This window comes from Mycobacterium sp. E3305 (assembly GCF_001666785.1).
Taxonomy (GTDB): Bacteria; Actinomycetota; Actinomycetes; order Mycobacteriales; family Mycobacteriaceae; genus Mycobacterium.
Map to the genome: position 1 here is coordinate 14,573 of NZ_LZJA01000144.1, position 17,244 is coordinate 31,816.

Sequence of the window (17,244 nt, forward strand, 5' to 3'; positions counted from 1 at the left end):
GCAATGGTGAGGGATGACGGCCCATGAGGGTGACACGGGCAAACAGCCCTAGGCGGACGCTAACACAGCTGCGGTCGCGGCACCCGCCTCGAGCGTCACGCTAGCGTGACCGCCGGCGCCGAGCGTCACGCTAGCGTGACGCTCGAGCGGTTGGTCAGAACCGGCAGAACCTGATGTCGGAAGCCAGAATGGCTTTGGCGCCGATGGCGGCCAGCTCGTCCATGATCTCGTTCACGCCACGGCGGGGCACGAGCGCGCGGATCGCGACCCAGTCCGGATCGGCGAGCGGCGCGATGGTCGGCGACTCCAAACCCGGCGTGATCGCCGTGGCCTTTCCCAGGACGGAACGCGGGCAGTCATAGTCGAGCATCAGGTATTGCTGCCCGAAAACCACACCCTGGATCCGCGCCACCAGCTGATCGCGCGCCGCTCGCATGCCGCCCTGGCCGTCCGGGTCGGCGCCCTCGATCAGCACCGCCTCCGAATCGCACAGCGGATCGCCGAAGGCCACCAGGTCGTGCAGGCTCAGCGTGCGCCCGGAGCCGACCACGTCGGCGATGGCGTCGGCCACGCCGAGCTGCACCGAAATCTCCACCGCCCCGTCGAGTCGGATGACGGTCGCTTCAATGCCGCGTTCCGCCAGATCTTTTCGCACCAGATTGGGGTACGCGGTCGCGATCCGCCTACCGGCCAGGTCCGCCGTCGTCCACTCACGCCCGGCTGGGCCGGCGTAGCGAAAACTCGACGACCCGAAACCCAAGGCCAGCCTCTCGCGCACCGGCGCGTCCGAGTCGCGGACCAGATCGCGTCCGGTGATGCCGAAATCGAGCTGCCCCGAACCCACATAGATCGCAATGTCTTTGGGCCGCAGGAAGAAGAACTCGACCTGGTTGACCGGGTCGATGACGGTGAGGTCCTTGGAGTCGGTGCGACGACGGTAGCCCGCCTCCGCGAGAATCTCGCTGGCCGGCTCGCTCAGCGTGCCCTTGTTGGGAACCGCGACCCGCAACATCGTCAGAGCTTCCGGTAGACGTCGTCGAGCGACAGGCCACGCGCGATCATCAACACCTGCGTCCAGTAGAGCAACTGGCTGATCTCCTCGGCCAGCGCCTCGTCGGGTTCGTGTTCGGCGGCGAGCCATACCTCGCCGGCCTCTTCGAGGATCTTCTTGCCCAACCCGTGGATGCCACCGTCCAGCGCGGCCACCGTCGCGCTGCCGGCCGGCCGGCTACGGGCGCGCTCGCCCAACTCGGCGAACAGATGCTCAAACGTCTTCACGGCCAGCGATTGTTTCACGCGGCGGCGAGCAAAGTCACGGCGGTTTCCGCCGGTGACGTTTAGCGCCGCCGGTCAGTCGAACCCGGCGAGCGTCATGCGCAGCGCCTCTTCGAGCTGAACGTGAAACTCCGGGCCGTCGGGGGGCTGGGTGAGCCAGCGGTCGATGACGAATTTGGCCGTGGCCAAGCTGGTGTGCACCAACAGCGCGGGCCGGACGTCTGCCGCTGCGTCGACGCCCATGCGGGACGCCACTTGCTCGACGAATTCGCGGTGTTCGATCTCGGTGACCAGCACCGATTGGCTCAGCAACCGCGGGGCGGTGGCGACGGCCTGGCGCCAAGTGTCCAGCGTCTGGACTTCGATGACCTCTTGGGCGCGCGCGACGAACAGCCGAATCAACGCCTCGACCGGTGACTCGTCCGGTGGTCTCGCGCTGTAGGACTCGACGATCTCGGCGCTGGCCTCCCGGACGGGACCGACGAGCAGGCTCTCCTTGGTGGGTGCGTACCGGAAATAGGTGCTGATCGATACGCCGGCCGCCGAGGCGATCTCCTCGGTCGTCACGGCGTCGAAGCCACGTTCGGCGAAAAGCCGCTGGGCGGTCTGCTGGATCTGCGAAACTAGCTCAGCACGACGCCGGTCCCGCAACGAGCCGGTGTTTGCTGAGGGCATGCCTTCACCTTCGTCAATCCGACATTGGAACCCCGCGGCGCTGTCCAGCGACGAACTCAGATGAGTGACTCTACACTATTGAAAGTCGCTATCAAGTAGGCTAACGTGATGCGGCACACACCGATGAGCTGCAGAGTCTTGGGCGCCTGTTGACATTATTTTAATAAGAATTGGCTTCGACGGCGTCGGAAGTCGTCTGCTCGGCACTCAGGAATTCAGGGGTGGGGAGAGGGCCGATGGAAGCGGTAGCTGATAGTCGATGACGGTTGCCATAAGTTTGCTGTGCGGGCTTTGGGTCACGCCGCTATGACGACGCAACTCGATGGTGTCGTCGCGATCCGGAACTGGTCGGTCGGGTACGTCAAGCGCCATCCCGTCGCGTCGCTGACCACGGTGGGCGAACAGTTCGTCTTGGGCGTGCGCACGGCACAGTATTTCTTCTTCGACCTGATGACCGGGCGATTTCAGTGGCAGGAGTTCGTCCGCCAGGGCGCATTCATGGCAGGCACCGCGGTGTTGCCGACCATCCTGGTGTCACTGCCGATCAGCGTCACGCTGTCCATCCAGTTCGCACTGCTGGCCGGCCAGGTTGGGGCCACGTCGCTGGCCGGGGCCGCCAGCGGCCTGGCGGTCATCCGGCAGGGAGCATCGCTGGTGGCCGCGGTGCTGATGGCGTCGGCCGTCGGGTCGGCCATCACCGCCGATCTGGGCTCGCGAACGATGCGCGAAGAGACCGACGCGATGGAGGTGATGGGCGTCTCGGTGATCCGTCGTCTGGTGGTCCCCCGGTTGGCCGCCGCGGTGATGATCGGCGTGGCCCTCACCGGAGTCGTGTGCTTCGCCGGATTCTTCGCGAGCTACATGTTCAACGTGTACTTCCAGAACGGGGCGCCGGGCAGCTTCGTGTCGACGTTCGCCTCCTTCGCGACGACCGACGACATGATCCTGGCGCTGGTCAAGGCGGTCGTGTTCGGCGCCATCGTGGCCATCGTGTCGAGCCAGAAAGGCTTGTCCACCAAGGGCGGACCTACGGGCGTCGCAAACTCGGTGAACGCGGCGGTCGTCGAGGCCATCCTGCTACTGATGATTGTCAACGTCGCCATCAGCCAGCTCTACATCATGTTGTCCCCCAGGACGGGGCTGTGACATGACGGCGTCCGCTTATCAACCGTTGGCACCGATTTCGGTCCCGCTCGTCCGGCTCTACCGACGGGGCAAAGTGCCGATCATTCGGCTCGGGCACCTGCTGGTCTTCTTCGTCCGCGCGCTCGTCGCGGTCCCGCTTGCCCTGCGCCAGTACCGGGGCGAGTTCCTGCGGTTGCTGTCGAACATCACCTGGGGCAACGGCTCGATCGTGGTGGGCGGCGGCACCGCCGGCGTGGCCGTCGTGCTCGGCATGACGGTCGGGGCGCTCGTGGGAATCGAGGGCTACAACTTCCTGGACCTGCTCGGCCTGGGGCCCGCCACCGGTTTCGTCTCGTCGTTGGTCAACACCCGCGAGCTGGCCCCGCTGATGGCATCGCTGGCCTTCGCCATGCAGGGCGGCTGCCGCTTCACCGCCCAACTGGGCTCCATGCGCATCGCCGAAGAGATCGATGCCATGGAATCGATTGCGATCCGGCCGATTCCGTACCTCGTCACCACCCGGCTGATCGCCTCGGTGGTGGCGATCGTCCCGCTCTACGCCGCATGCCTGGCGATCGGCTACCTGAGCACCCAAGTGGTGGTGGGACTGGGCAGCGGTGGCTCGACCGGTTCCTACCTGCACTACTTCACGTTGATGCTGGCGGGGCAGGACATCGTCTATTCCCTGATCAAGGCCGTCATCTTCGTCTGGATCGCCTCCACGATCCAGTGCTACTACGGGTACTACGCCGGCGGCGGACCGGAGGGCGTCGGGGTCGCCGCGGGCCACGGCATGCGGGCCAGCATCACCGTCGTGATCATCGTGAACATGCTGCTCACCATGGCGCTGTGGGGCGTCGACTCCGGCGCACGGTTCGGCGGGTAGGTCGGGGGAACATGCCGAACTCCTTTGAGCTGGACGGGCGCGGCCCCTCCGACCGGCAGCTGTTCGGCATCGGCATCGCGGTCGTGGTGGTCAGCGCGCTGCTTACCACCGCGATGTTGGTCAAATCCACTGGCAGACTCAACGATTACGTCCGCGTGGTCGCCGATCTGGTGAACGTGGGCGATGGCTTGCCGCAGAGGTCGGACGTGAAATACCACGGTGTGCTGGTCGGCATGGTCGACGGCGTCGTGCCCGCGGCGCACGGCAACCCCAACTACGTCCACATCGACCTCAAGGAAGAATTCGCCGGCTCGATCCCGGCCAACGTGACCGCGCGCGTGGTGCCCAGCAATGTCTTCGCCGTGTCGTCGGTTCAGTTGGTGGGCTCCCCGAACCGGGAGCGCCCAGCGGCAACGATCCGCGACGGGGCGCATATTCCGGAGGACAAGCGGCTTCCGACGGTGTTGTTCCAGACGACCGTGACGAAGTTGCGCGACCTGCTCGCCGCGGCGGGCCGCGACCGGGACGACCGGTCGGTGGGGATCCTGGCCGCGCTGGGCGCCGCCACCGATCACCGCCGCGTCAGCCTCCTGAACGCCGGCGCGCAATTGAATCGCCTTCTCGACCAGCTCAATTCGATTGTCAGCACCGACGCCGGCCCCTCGACGGTGTCCGCGTTGCTGGATGCGACTCGGGGGCTGGCGCAGACCGCCCCCGATTTGCTCGACGCGCTGCACCAGGCCGTCGAGCCGATGCGGACCTTCGCCGAGACGCGCGGTCAGCTGGCCGCGTTGCTGTCGGGCGCTGACTACACGGTCGGCACCACGCGCCAGTCGTTGGGCAACCATATCGACCAACTCATAGGGATCACAACCGATTTCACGCCCGTGCTCGGTGTGCTGGCGCAGAAGTCCAATAACTTTGTGCCCGCGGTCGCCAAGCTGGACAACCTGGCCAACCAGTTCATGGAGCAGGTCTGGAACCCGGTCACCAACCTCGGCAACATGCGCGCGATGCTGACGTTCACCCCCAGTTCCACCTACACCCGCGCCGACTGCCCCCATTACGGCGAGCTGAAGGGACCCAGCTGTTTCACCGCACCGCTGATACCGGTGCGGCCCGACCTTCCCGACGTCCTGCTGCCGCAGAACTATCAACCGCCCAAGGATCTGGCCCCGCCACCGGGCACGGTGATCGGCCCGGACGGAAATCTCGTCGCCGTGGGTCCGCCGCTGATCAACCCGAACCCCAACCTGTCCGATCCCAATCCCCCACTGCCCGCGGGGATCACGCCGTCACCGCCAGTGCCCGGGAGTGCGAACCCCGACAACCCGTCGCCGGGGGCGCCCGCCACGCCGCAGCCCCACGAACCGTGGGTCGCACCGGTGGCGCCAAAGGCACCGTGGATCCCGCAGGCGTCGTTCGGCGGGAACGTGGGACCCGTTGGGAGCCAGTACGAACGGAACATGTTGGGCGTGATCACCGGCGAGCCTGCGACCGCCGCCACCGAGCTGCTGCTGGGCCCGGTCGCCCGCGGCACGACGGTGTCCATCACCCATCCGCCGGCTCATCCGCCCGGGGAGGCCAAATGAGGTTTCGAGGCCCGCTCGTCGCGTTGACCCTGTTCATGGTCGTCTCGCTGACCTTGACGTGGCTGGTGTACGTCAGCCTGCGCCGTGACGTGGCCGGCAACACCGCCACGTATTCGGCGGTCTTCAGCGACGTCTACGGGTTGCGCGAAGGCGACGACGTCCGGATGGCCGGCGTGCGCGTCGGCCGGGTCGAAAAGATCGAGCTCGAGGGGAATCTCGCGAAGGTCTCGTTCGTGGTGCAGCAGGAACAACGGCTGTTCGGAAACACCCTCGCGTCGGTCACCTATCAGAACATCGTCGGCCAGCGTTACCTCGGGCTGTCCCTGGGCAGGGACGGCAGCCCGCAGCAGCTCCCACCGGGTAGCACGATTCCCCTGGAACGCACCGAGCCCTCCTTCGACGTCACCACGCTGCTGAACGGCTACGAACCGTTGTTCAGCCTGCTGAACCCCCACGACGCCGACAACCTCACCAAGGGCATCATCGCCTCGCTGCAAGGCGACACGTCGTCGCTGACCACGCTCGTCGGCCAGACCTCAACGCTCACAGAGACATTCGCGGGCCGGGACCAGGCCCTCGGCAGCGTGATCACCAATCTCAACAAGGTGATGGCCAACCTGGCCCAGCAGAACGACAACCTCGACGGGGTGATCACCCAGACCCGCGGCGTCGTGGGCGAGCTCGACGTCCGGCGCCCCGACCTGGTGGCCTCGGTCGGTTCGTTGGCCCGGGTGACCGACCGGCTGTCGACCGCGGCGACGGACGTGTACCCGGCGCTGCGCGAGTTCATCGACCGCCAGCCCGGTGCCACCAAACACATCATGGAGGTCGAACCGCAGGTGGCGTTCTTCGGCGACAACATTCCGCTGCTGCTCAAGGGGCTCGCCCGGGTCGGCAACCAAGGCGCCTACGGCAACGCCTACGTGTGCGACGTGAACTTCATGGGGTTCTTCCCCGGCCTCAACGACGTGGTGCCGATCATCGTCAACGCCGCGACCCCGGGCAATAAGGCGTGGCACAGCCCCAGATGCAGGAGCACGGCGGATGGCTGACGCGTCGGTGTGGCAGCGGATGAGGAAACGACCGCTGGAAAGCTACAACAAGACCTGGCTCGGGTTCATCGCCGTCGCGGTGGTCGCGGTGATCATCGGGGTGATGCTGCTCGTGCACGCGCTCGGCGCCGAATATCGGCACTACACCGCCGAGTTCCTGCAAGCCGCCTCGCTGCGGGCCGGCAACCCGATCGTGGTCGCAGGCATCCCGGTGGGCAACGTCACCAGCATGAAACTCGTCGGCGACCACGTCGAGGCGGGGCTGAAGATTCGGGACAACATCGCGCTCGGGAAGGATTCCCGGGCGCAGATCAAGGTCACCACCATCCTGGGTTCGCGGTACCTCTCGCTGGAACCCGCCGGCGCGGCGCACCTGCCCAACAACACCTTCGACCTGGCACACACCGAGGTGCCCTACGACCTGCAAGCCGCGCTGCAGGACGCCACCACCACTTTCGAACAGGTCGACTCCGACCGGTTCGCGCAGTCGCTCGCAGTGCTCGGCAAGCAGCTCGAAGGACTGCCTGCGGTTGTGCCGCAAGCGATTTCGAACATCCACACGCTCTCGTCGATCATCGCGCTCCGACGTGACCAGCTGGGCCAGCTGCTGCGCAGCACCGAACAGGTGACCAACACGCTGCGGCGTCAGCAGGCCGACATCGGCACCCTGGTCAACCAGGGCCAAGACCTGCTGGGCCAGTTCGTCGCGCGGCGAGCCGTTTTCCACGCGATGATGCAATCCCTGTCGAGCCTCGTCGACACCATGAGCCAGGTCGTGGTCAACGACCGGCCGGCCCTGGACGCGCTGATCAAGGACATGCGCGACTTCACCAACCTGATGTCCGGGCACGACGACCTGCTGCACAGCATGCTGCAAACCAGCCCGATCTTCTTCCGCGAGGCGGCCAACCTCACGGGTGACGGAAACGCGATCAACTTCAACGCCCCCAACGTCCCACTGATCGACTCGTGGATGTGCGCAATCAGCGGCCGCGCCAAGCAGTTCGGCATGATCCAGTACTTCAAGGATTGCAAGTGAAATCGCTCGCGTCGAAATCGGTGGCCGTCATCGCGGCCCTCGCGGTGATCGCCGCGGCCGCCGGCATCGGTTGGTGGTGTCTGGGGTCCGACGAGGACACGATTACCGTGACCGCCCAGTTCGACAGCGCCTCAGGCCTCTACGAGGGCAACGAGGTGGCGGTGCTGGGCATGTCGGTCGGCAAGATCACCAAGATCACCGCCAAGGGCGGCTACGTCGAAGTCGAATTCACCGTCGACCGCCACGTCAAGGTTCCCGCCACCGCGCAGGCCGTCACGGTGTCAACCTCCATCCTCACCGACCGCCAGATCGAACTCACACCGCCCTATCACGGCGGACCGACGCTGGAGAACCACGACACCATCGGGTTGCCGCGCACCAAGACGCCCGTCGAATTCAGCAGCGTCCTCAACGTTTTGGACAAAGTGACCAAGTCGCTCGAGGGCGACGGCCGCGGCGGCGGGCCGGTCGCCGACGTGCTCAACGGCGGCACCCAGGTCGTCAACGGCAACGGGGAAAGGATCAAGGCGGCGCTCGGCGAGCTGTCCAAGGCGCTGCGATTGTCCAGCGACGGTGGCGCGGCGACCCGCGAGCAGATCACCACGATCGTGAAGAACATCAGCTCCCTGTTCGATGCCGTGGCCGCCAACGACACCAAGTTGCGTGAATTCGCCTCCACCATCCACCAAGTCAGCCAGATCATGGCCGACGAGGACCTCGGCAGCGGCACCACGGGACGCAAACTCGACGAACTGATCCAACGGGCCGGCGACCTGCTCGACGCCAACCGCGACAACATCAAGCAGGCCGCCCGAAACGGCAACGCCACGCTGCAGACGGTGACCGACCAGCGACGCGACCTGGCCGAACTCCTGGACCTGGCTCCGTTGGTGGCCGACAACGCCTACAACATGATCGACCGGGCCAACGGCAGCGTCCGGGCGCGGTTTCTGACGGATCGGTTGCTCTTCGACAGCCAGTACACTAAAGAGATCTGCAACCTGATGGGCCTTCGGCAACTGGGCTGCAGCACCGGGACGATACAGGACTTCGGCCCCGATTTCGGGTTGACCTATGTGCTGGACGGCATGGCCGCCATGGGGCAGAAATGATGACCGCGGTCCCCCGGGGCATGCTGGCGGCGGCGGCCGCGGCGCTGGTGACCGCCGGATGCGCCACGAACGGCCTTGCCAGCCTGCCCCTTCCGGCCCCGGGCCTGGGCTCGGGCGGTTACTCGCTGAACGCCGTGTTCTCCAACGCGCTCAACCTGCCGATGAACGCCAAGGTGAAACTCGCCGGCGCCGACGTGGGGCAGCTCGAGTCGATGGTCGCGCGCAACTACACCGCGGTCACCCGGTTGCACATCAGGGACGGCGTGCAACTGCCGCGGGGCAGCACCGCCGAATTGCGAACCGCGACACCGCTGGGCGACGTGTTCGTCGCCCTGAAGCCGCCGGCGGCCGGTGATCCGGAGGCGCCACTGTTGAAGGACGGCGACACCATCGGCCTGGACTCGACGGCGGCCGCCGCGACGGTCGAGTCGGTGTTGAGTTCGGCGGCGATCCTGGTGAACGGCGGGGCGGTGCGCAATTTCACCAACATCATCAACGGTTTCGGCAAGGCGACCGGTGACCAGGGCCAGGCGTTCGGGGACATGATCCGCAAGTCCAACGAGCTGCTCGGGACGCTGGACTCGCGCTCCGGCCAGATCTCGACCGCGTTGACCCAATTGTCGCACCTGGCCGACGAACTCGACGCCAAGAACCAAACCATCAGCGAGCTGATGGCGGCCGCCGGTCCCGCCACTTCGGCGCTGGCCGACAACACCGCCCAGCTCTCCGACGTCGCGATCCAGGTGGGCGACACCTCCCGGCTGCTGGCCCGGTTCCCGTCGATCGGCGGGACCGACACCAGCGGCCGCAGCATCATCCGCGACCTGAACACGGTCGCCGGGGCTGCCAATGACGTTGCGATGAGCCCGGATACCAGCTGGCTGGCGCTCAACCGGCTGATTCCGCCGTTGGTCAAGTCGACCGCGGGCAACTCGATTTCGGTGAACGTGGGCGTGGACAAGATCATGCTCGGATCGCTTCCCGATATCGGGTTCCCCGGTGACATCGGACTGCACGGGCCGCACCACTACAACGTGAACCTGCTCGTCGGCACCCTGAAGTACACCCTGTGGCGTCTGCAAGAACGGGTGGTCGGCCGCGGGCCGAATTCGCCACAGGTTCCGGTGGTTCCGGACCCGAACATCCCCGGCCAAATCGACGTCGCCCCCGGACCCCCGCCAGCACCATCGCCGCCGGCACCACCACCGCCGGGACCGCGACCATGATCCGCACCGTCGACAACGTCGCGAACGCCATCGTCCGGGCGGTGCGTACCGGTCACCGGCAACAGGTCTGGCTGTCGGTGGCCGGATTGGCGCTCATTCTGGTCGTCGCCACCGCCTACCTGCTCATCGGAGCGTTGCGGGTGAAACCTTTCGCATCGACCTACCGCGTCACCGTGCAGCTGCCGGAATCCGGCGGCTTGCTGCCCAACCAGGATGTCGCGCTGCGGGGGGTGCGCGTCGGCCGGGTCGAGTCGCTGCGGATCACCGATAACGGCGTGAACGCCATCGCCAGCATCACGTCGAACGTGCGGATACCGGCGAACAGCGTGGTGCACGTGTCGGCGCTGTCGCCGGCCGGCGAGCAGTACATCAACTTCGAGGCCACCTCGGACGCCGGGCCGTACCTGCACGACGGCAGCCTCATCACCTCCGACCGCACCACCGTTCCGGTCAGCCTGGCGCAGCTGCTCGGCGACGCCGACGGGCTGCTGGCCCAGGTCGACCCCCACAAGGTCGAGTTGATCAAGAAGGAACTCAGCCTGAGCAAGGAGGGCCCGGCGAAGCTGACCGCCATCGTCGACGGCGGTACGTTTCTGCTCTCCACGCTCGATTCGGTGCTGCCCCAAACCACCAGCATCATCAAGACCAGCCGGGTGGTGCTCACCCTGGCGAGCGACAAGAACGCCGGACTGGGCGCTGCCGCAACGGAACTCGACCGAACGCTGACGGGCGTGGCCAGGATGCAGGCCGGCTATCGCCGCTTGACCGGGCAAACCCCGCGCACGCTTTCCGCGGTCGACAACCTGTTCGCCGACAACTCCGACACGATGGTGCAGCTGCTGGGCAGCATGGCGACCATGTCGCAGCTGCTCTATCTACGGGTTCCGGCGCTCAACGCGCTCTTCCCCGACTACCGTGGGTCCGTGTTGGACGCGGTGGCGAGCGCATTTCACGATCACGGGGTCTGGGCGACGGCCGACCTCTACCCGCGCTATGTGTGCGACTACGGGACGCCGTCACACGCCTCCTCCGCCGCCGACTACTACGAGCCGTTCGTGTACACCTACTGCCGCGACGACGACCCCGCGGTCTCGATCCGGGGAGCCAAGAACGCACCGCGGCCGGGCGGCGACGACACCGCCGGTCCCCCGCCGGGTGCGGACCTGGGCCGTCGAACGGATCCGATCCCGCAGGGTCGCTACACCATTCCCACCCCCTACGGCGGCCCGGCTCTGCCGATCGAACCGCCGCACTGAGCCGTCAACCCATATCTCGAGGAGCTGATCGTGATCGTGACCACCAAGAAGAACCCGAAGGCCGAGGTGCGCGCCGAGGTGGAGCCGGACGACGAAACACCCCCAGTCGCAACCGAAGACGCCGAGGAGGTCCGCGTCGACGACGAACAGCTCGACGAAGACCGGCCGGACGAAGAAGACGGCGTGCTGCTCAAAGGCAAGCGGCGCGAGCCCGATCGCCGCGGGCGCCCCTGGAAGCACTACCTGCGTCGCGGCGCTTTGCCGGCGCTACTCGTTGCCTCACTTGCCGTTTCGGGTTTCCTCGGCTGGCGGCAGTGGCAGGAGCACCAGGTGAAGTTGGCCGGCGAACAGGCCCAGCAGGCCGCCATCGCCTACGCCCAGGTGCTGACGAGCATTGATTCGAACAAGGTCGACGACAACTTCAGGCAGGTTCTTGACGGCGCGACGGGCGAGTTCAAAGACATGTACACCCAGTCCAGCGTGAAACTGCGGCAGCTGCTGATCGACAACAAGGCGACCGCGCACGGCGTGGTGGTGGACTCGGCGATCCAGTCCGAGTCGACGAACAGGGTTGTGGTGCTGGTCTTCATCGACCAGACCGTCACCAACACGGCCGCGCCCGACCCGCGCATCGACCGCAGCCGGATCAAGATGACCATGGAGAAGGTCGACGGTCGCTGGCGGGCCGAGAAGGTGCAGCTGCTGTGATCCGCCGGATGCTCGCGGCGACGGTGTTGACCGCCGCCGCAACGGTTCCCACCACCGCCGTCACCCACGCGTCGGCACCCTCATTCTGCGGGGAGCTGGGCGGTGACTGGGACGGCCAGTACTGCCACACCTCGGTCACGTCGGAACGCAAGGCCGTGCGGGACATCAAGGTCGCCGTGCCCGACGACCTGGTCGACAACCCGACCACGGGCCCGGTGATCCGCGACTACCTGCACACCCTGGTCAACAACTGGAAGACCGCCAACTCCCAGATGGCCGCCGACAGCTATGGCGAGGAGAACTTCGAGGTATTCCGGCATCAAAACCTGCTCAGCGCGGTGTTCCACGAGGACTACCACGCCGACGGGCCGAAGTTCAACAACGCCTACCGGACCTTCACCTTCGACATGGCGAGCGGCCGGCGAGTGCAACTGGCGGACCTGACGACGTCGAACCCGCTGACCGCCATTCCCCCGCTGGCCCAACCGTTCATCGAAACAGCGCTGGATCAGGCGCCGCCGCAGCACGACCCGGGCAGCTACCCGTTCGTGATCGACCGCTGGACGCCGGACAAGGTCTACTCCGGGGCCTACAAGGCGTGGGCGGTGACGCCCGACGAGTTGATCCTGTACATGCCCGACTATCCGGTGGGGCACGATGAGCCGATCAACTTCACCCCCGGCGTCATGCAGTGGTACATGGACGGCGGGACGGTGCAGGCGCATGTCCCGCTGGCGGCCTTGAGTTCCGTGCTGCGCATCTAGCACCGGCGCCTTTGGCGTTGTCTCAGTTGGCCTTCCGACGGCGCAGCTCGATCGATATCACGTTGTCCGCGTGCTCGCTGAGCGTCTCCCGACCGTCGTGCTCGGTGGACGCGCGGTTACGGCGAGCCGAGAAACCGACGCTTGTCGCCAGATCGCCATAGTCCCAAGCTAAGTCGCCAACTTCGCGTTTCGTGCGGTCGAGCGCGGTGCAAAGGGCTCCGACAATGCGGCGGACATGCAAGACCGTGACACTGACGGCCTCCACGGCGATGTCGGCAATGCGATTCAACTCTCCCTCGAGCATGAACATCCCTTCCCCTGAATGTCCCCTTGAGCCCTTGGGCTCAGTCCTCCGGGATGTAGCCGAGGTTCGGGGCGAGCCAGCGCTCGGCTTCGGCCAGTGTCCAGCCCTTGCGCTTCGCGTAGTCGGCGACCTGGTCCTGGCCCAACCGGCCGACCACGAAGTACTGCGACTGCGGGTGCGAGAAGTACCAGCCGCTGACCGCGGCGCCGGGCCACATCGCCATCGACTCGGTCAGCTCGATGCCGGTCCGCTCCTTCACGTCCATCAACTTCCACAGCGTCACCTTCTCGGTGTGCTCCGGGCAGGCCGGGTAGCCCGGGGCGGGACGGATTCCTTGGTACTTCTCATCGATGAGCGCCTCGTTGTCCAGCTGCTCGTCCGGCTGGAATCCCCAGAACTCCTTGCGGACCCGTTGGTGCATCCGCTCGGCGAACGCCTCCGCCAGCCGGTCGGCGACCGACTCCAGCAGGATCGCGCTGTAGTCGTCGAGGGCCGCCTTGAACTCCGCGATCTTCTCCTGGCTGCCGAGCCCCGCGGTGACGGCGAAGGCGCCGACGTAGTCGGCCAGCCCGGTCTCCTTGGGCGCGATGAAGTCGCCCAGCGACCGGTTGGGGATGCCGTCCCGGTGCTCGCCCTGCTGGCGCAGGTTGCGCAACGTGGTCAGTACCTCGGTACGGGTGTCGTCGGTGTAGACCTCGATGTCTTCGAAACCCGGGCCGACCGCGTTCGCCGGGAAGAACCCGATCACCCCGTTGGCGGTCAGCCACTTCTCCTTGATCAGGGTGTCGAGCATCTGCTGGGCGTCGTCGTAGAGCTTGCGGGCGGCCTCGCCCGAGGCCGGGTTGTTGAGGATGTCGGGGAAGCGGCCCTTCATCTCCCAGGCGTTGAAGAACGGCTGCCAGTCGATGTACTCGCGCAATTCGGCCAGGTCGTAGTCCTGGAATTCACGTACCCCCGCACCGATAGCGGGCACCGGCGGCGTGTAGCCGTCCCACTCGATCGGCGTCCGGTTCGCGCGGGCCTTTTCCAGCGTCAGCATCGGCCGCTCGTTCTTTTGCGCGTGCCGTTCCCGCAACGACGCGTAGTCCTTCTCGGTGGCCTCCAGCAGGGCCGGACGCTGCTTGTCGTCGAGAAGGGCCGCCGCGACAGGCACCGAGCGCGAGGCGTCCTTGACCCACACCACCGGACCGCTGCGACGCGGCGATATCTTCACGGCCGTGTGGGCGCGCGACGTGGTCGCCCCACCGATCAGCAGCGGGATCTCGAGCCCCTCGCGTTCCATCTCGACGGCGAAGTTGGCCATCTCGTCCAGCGACGGGGTGATCAGCCCGGACAGTCCGATGATGTCGGCGTCGTGCTCCTTGGCCGCATCCAGGATTTTCTGGGCCGGCACCATCACACCGAGGTCGATCACTTCAAAGTTGTTGCACTGCAACACAACCCCGACGATGTTCTTGCCGATGTCGTGGACGTCGCCCTTCACGGTCGCCATCACGATGGTGCCGTTGGTGTCCTTCGCCGCTGCGGTCCCGTTTTGTTCTTTCTCCTCTTCGATGAAGGGCAGCAGGTACGCGACGGCCTTCTTCATCACCCGGGCCGACTTCACGACCTGGGGCAGGAACATCTTGCCGGAGCCGAACAGGTCGCCGACGACGTTCATCCCGTCCATCAGCGGGCCCTCGATCACCTCGATCGGGCGGCCACCCGCGGCGGCGATCTCGGCGCGCAACTCCTCGGTGTCGTCGTCGACGTGGGCGTCGATGCCCTTGACCAGCGCGTGCGTGATGCGTTCGCGGACGGGAAGGCTGCGCCACTCGGCGGCGGCGGGATCGTCCGTTTTCTCGGTCTTGTTGAACCGTTCGGCGATCTCCAGGAGCCGTTCGGCCGCATCCTCGCGACGGTTCAGGACGACGTCCTCGATGCGGTCCCGCAACTCCGGATCGATCGAGTCGTAGGGCACCAGCGCACCCGCGTTGACGATGCCCATGTCGAGGCCCGCCTTGATGGCGTGGAACAGGAACACCGAGTGGATCGCCTCGCGGACCGGGTTGTTGCCCCGGAACGAGAACGACACGTTAGAGATGCCGCCGGAGATGTGCACCCCGGGGAGGTTCTCCTTGATCCAGGCGCAGGCCTCGATGAAGTCGATGCCGTAGGTCGCGTGCTCCTCGATGCCGGTCGCCAGCGCGAAGCAGTTCGGGTCGAAGATGATGTCCTCGGGCGGGAAGCCGACCTCCTCGGTCAGGATCCGGTAGGCGCGCCCGCAGATCTCCTTACGGCGCTCCAGGTTGTCGGCCTGGCCCTGCTCGTCGAAGGCCATCACGACGACGGCGGCGCCGTACTTGCGGCACAGCCGCGCCTCGCGGATGAACTTCTCCTCGCCCTCCTTCATGGAGATCGAGTTGACGATCGGCTTGCCCTGCACGTTCTTCAGGCCCGCCTCGATGACCTCCCACTTGGACGAGTCGATCATCACCGGGACACGGCTGATGTCCGGTTCGGCCGCGATCAGCTTGGTGAACCGGTCCATCGCGGCGACGCCGTCGATCATGCCCTCGTCCATGTTGATGTCGATGACCTGCGCACCGACCTCGACCTGCTGCAGGGCCACCGACAGCGCGGTGTCGTAGTCCTCGGCCTTGATCAGGTTGCGGAACCGGGCGGAGCCGGTGATGTTGGTGCGCTCACCGATGTTCACGAACAGGGAGTCGTCGGTGATGTTGAGCGGCTCGAGGCCCGAGAGCCGGGTGGCGACCGGGATCTCCGGCAGTTCGCGCGGCGCCTTGCCCTCGACGACCTTGGCGATCTCGGCGATGTGGGGTGGCGCGGTTCCGCAGCAACCACCGACCAGGTTGACCAGGCCGGCCTCGGCGAAGTCGGCGATGTAGCCGGCCTGCCGCTCCGGGGTCTCGTCGTACTCGCCAAAGGCGTTGGGCAGTCCGGCATTCGGGTAGCAGGAGACGAAGGTGTCCGCGATCCGCGCCATCTCGGCGATGTAGGGCCGCATCTCCGGGGCGCCCAGGGCGCAGTTGAGGCCGACCGCGAGCGGCTTGGCGTGCCGGATCGAGTTCCAGAAAGCCTCGGTGACCTGACCGGACAGCGTCCGCCCGGACGCGTCGGTGATGGTGCCCGAGATGATGACCGGCCAGCGGCGTCCGCGCTCCTCGAACAGCGTCTCGACGGCGAACACCGCCGCCTTCGCGTTCAGCGAGTCGAAGATCGTCTCGATGATGAGCAGGTCGGCACCGCCGTCGACCAGGCCGTTGGCGGCTTCGAGGTAGGCGGCGACCAGCTGGTCGTAGGAGACGTTGCGGGCCCCGGGGTCGTTGACGTCCGGCGAGATCGACGCGGTGCGCGTCGTCGGGCCGATGGCGCCGGCGACGTAGCGGGGCTTATCCGGCGTGCCGTATTCGTCGGCGGCCTTGCGGGCCAGGGCGGCGCCGGCGTAGTTCAGCTCGTAGGCCAGCTCCTGCATGCCGTAGTCGGACAGCGAGATCGCGTTCGCATTGAACGTGTTGGTTTCCAGGATGTCGGCGCCGGCCTCGAGGTACTCGCGGTGGATCCCCTCGATGATCTGCGGCTGCGTCAGGTTGAGCAGGTCGTTGTTGCCCTGCAGAGCGGTCGGCCACTCGGTGAACCGATCACCGCGGTAGCCGGCCTCGTCCGGCCGGTCGCGCTGAATCGCCGTGCCCATCGCGCCGTCGATCACCACGATCCGCTCGCGCAGAGCGGCCGTCAGTTCTGCGGTGCAGTCGGGCCGGATGTCGGGCACGAAGGTCTCTGGCTCCGCGTCTTTTACAGGGACGTTCACGTGCATCCTTCCGTAGCGGAAGGCGCCCTTGACTCTGCCGAGCGTGGCGGATACCGGTGAGACCGGAGATCCGTTGCAACGCCTCTCGACCAGAAAAGTCTACGTCGTCCCCCGATCGACGTCTGGACGCCCAACTCATCGCCGCGATCGACAGCCCTAGGGTCCTGCCTGCGACGAGGTAGTTACCAAGGTTAACCAGTGTGAAGCCGAACGTATTTCGCCCTGACGGCGTCGACGCCTGCTGCCGATGTTCGGCGTTGTGGGCAGGGTCCCGTCAACCGTTCAAGGGCATTCCCTAGGACGATTATCCTTGTGGGGTGCGTGCCGTTCTGACCGTCGACGACATCGGCAGCAGGCGTCGACGCCGTCAGGGCGAAATACGTTCGGCTTCACACTGGTTAACCTTGGTAACTACCGCT

The 17,244-nt window shown here is 66.3% G+C and carries 15 protein-coding genes; 10 read left to right on the forward strand and 5 right to left on the reverse strand.

From position 1 onward, the window contains the following. Positions 1-154: 154 nt before the first annotated feature. From hisG to A5701_RS13240, 3 genes are read right to left on the reverse strand one after another with little or no spacing between them, the layout of a single operon-like run. The gene (hisG, locus tag A5701_RS13230; RefSeq protein ID WP_067753857.1) at positions 155-1,012 is read right to left on the reverse strand and encodes an ATP phosphoribosyltransferase; all 858 of its coding nucleotides are present in this window, start codon (positions 1,010-1,012) and stop codon (positions 155-157) included. A 2-nt stretch (positions 1,013-1,014) separates the two neighbouring features. Then, a complete protein-coding gene (locus A5701_RS13235; RefSeq protein ID WP_067753860.1) occupies positions 1,015-1,296 on the reverse strand; it encodes a phosphoribosyl-ATP diphosphatase in 282 nt (93 codons plus the stop codon). Between the two features lie 54 nt (positions 1,297-1,350). Further along, complete coding sequence (locus A5701_RS13240; RefSeq protein WP_067753863.1) at positions 1,351-1,950, reverse strand: TetR family transcriptional regulator; 600 nt, start codon at positions 1,948-1,950, stop codon at positions 1,351-1,353. Positions 1,951-2,256: 306 nt separating this feature from the next. Between A5701_RS13240 and A5701_RS13245 the strand changes: the two genes are divergently transcribed. The 10 genes from A5701_RS13245 to A5701_RS13290 are packed head-to-tail and all read left to right on the forward strand — an operon-like array spanning position 2,257 to position 12,710. Further along, positions 2,257-3,096 carry an ABC transporter permease gene (locus A5701_RS13245; protein ID WP_067753866.1) on the forward strand — a complete coding sequence of 280 codons (840 nt, stop codon included), beginning with the start codon at positions 2,257-2,259 and terminating at the stop codon, positions 3,094-3,096. Position 3,097: 1 nt separating this feature from the next. After that, positions 3,098-3,961 carry an ABC transporter permease gene (locus A5701_RS13250; protein WP_067753869.1) on the forward strand — a complete coding sequence of 288 codons (864 nt, stop codon included), beginning with the start codon at positions 3,098-3,100 and terminating at the stop codon, positions 3,959-3,961. 11 nt (positions 3,962-3,972) lie between these two features. Next, a complete protein-coding gene (locus A5701_RS13255) occupies positions 3,973-5,553 on the forward strand; it encodes an MlaD family protein (protein WP_067753872.1) in 1,581 nt (526 codons plus the stop codon). Then, positions 5,550-6,605 carry an MlaD family protein gene (locus A5701_RS13260; protein ID WP_067753875.1) on the forward strand — a complete coding sequence of 352 codons (1,056 nt, stop codon included), beginning with the start codon at positions 5,550-5,552 and terminating at the stop codon, positions 6,603-6,605. Before A5701_RS13255 ends, A5701_RS13260 begins: the two co-directional genes overlap by 4 nt. Continuing rightward, entirely contained in the window at positions 6,598-7,644 is a 1,047-nt protein-coding gene (locus tag A5701_RS13265; protein WP_067753878.1) for an MCE family protein, read from the forward strand. The genes A5701_RS13260 and A5701_RS13265 overlap by 8 nt, the downstream gene beginning before the upstream one ends. Beyond that, positions 7,641-8,756: an MCE family protein gene (locus tag A5701_RS13270; protein ID WP_067753889.1), complete on the forward strand. Its 1,116-nt coding sequence runs from the start codon at positions 7,641-7,643 to the stop codon at positions 8,754-8,756. Before A5701_RS13265 ends, A5701_RS13270 begins: the two co-directional genes overlap by 4 nt. Next, positions 8,756-9,982 (forward strand): MlaD family protein, encoded by a 1,227-nt coding sequence (locus tag A5701_RS13275; RefSeq protein ID WP_156670080.1) that lies wholly within the window; start codon positions 8,756-8,758, stop codon positions 9,980-9,982. Before A5701_RS13270 ends, A5701_RS13275 begins: the two co-directional genes overlap by 1 nt. Continuing rightward, positions 9,979-11,238 (forward strand): MlaD family protein, encoded by a 1,260-nt coding sequence (locus A5701_RS13280; protein ID WP_067753895.1) that lies wholly within the window; start codon positions 9,979-9,981, stop codon positions 11,236-11,238. Before A5701_RS13275 ends, A5701_RS13280 begins: the two co-directional genes overlap by 4 nt. A 24-nt stretch (positions 11,239-11,262) precedes the next feature. Next, a complete protein-coding gene (locus A5701_RS13285; protein WP_067753898.1) occupies positions 11,263-11,946 on the forward strand; it encodes a hypothetical protein in 684 nt (227 codons plus the stop codon). Further along, complete coding sequence (locus A5701_RS13290; protein ID WP_082969739.1) at positions 11,943-12,710, forward strand: mannan-binding family protein; 768 nt, start codon at positions 11,943-11,945, stop codon at positions 12,708-12,710. The genes A5701_RS13285 and A5701_RS13290 overlap by 4 nt, the downstream gene beginning before the upstream one ends. Positions 12,711-12,732: 22 nt before the next feature. On the opposite strand, the gene A5701_RS13295 is transcribed toward A5701_RS13290, so the two are convergent. Next, the gene (locus tag A5701_RS13295; protein WP_067753901.1) at positions 12,733-13,020 is read right to left on the reverse strand and encodes a hypothetical protein; all 288 of its coding nucleotides are present in this window, start codon (positions 13,018-13,020) and stop codon (positions 12,733-12,735) included. 34 nt (positions 13,021-13,054) lie between these two features. Further along, complete coding sequence (gene metH / locus A5701_RS13300) at positions 13,055-16,831, reverse strand: methionine synthase (protein WP_067753904.1); 3,777 nt, start codon at positions 16,829-16,831, stop codon at positions 13,055-13,057. Between the last annotated feature and the right edge of the window lie 413 nt (positions 16,832-17,244).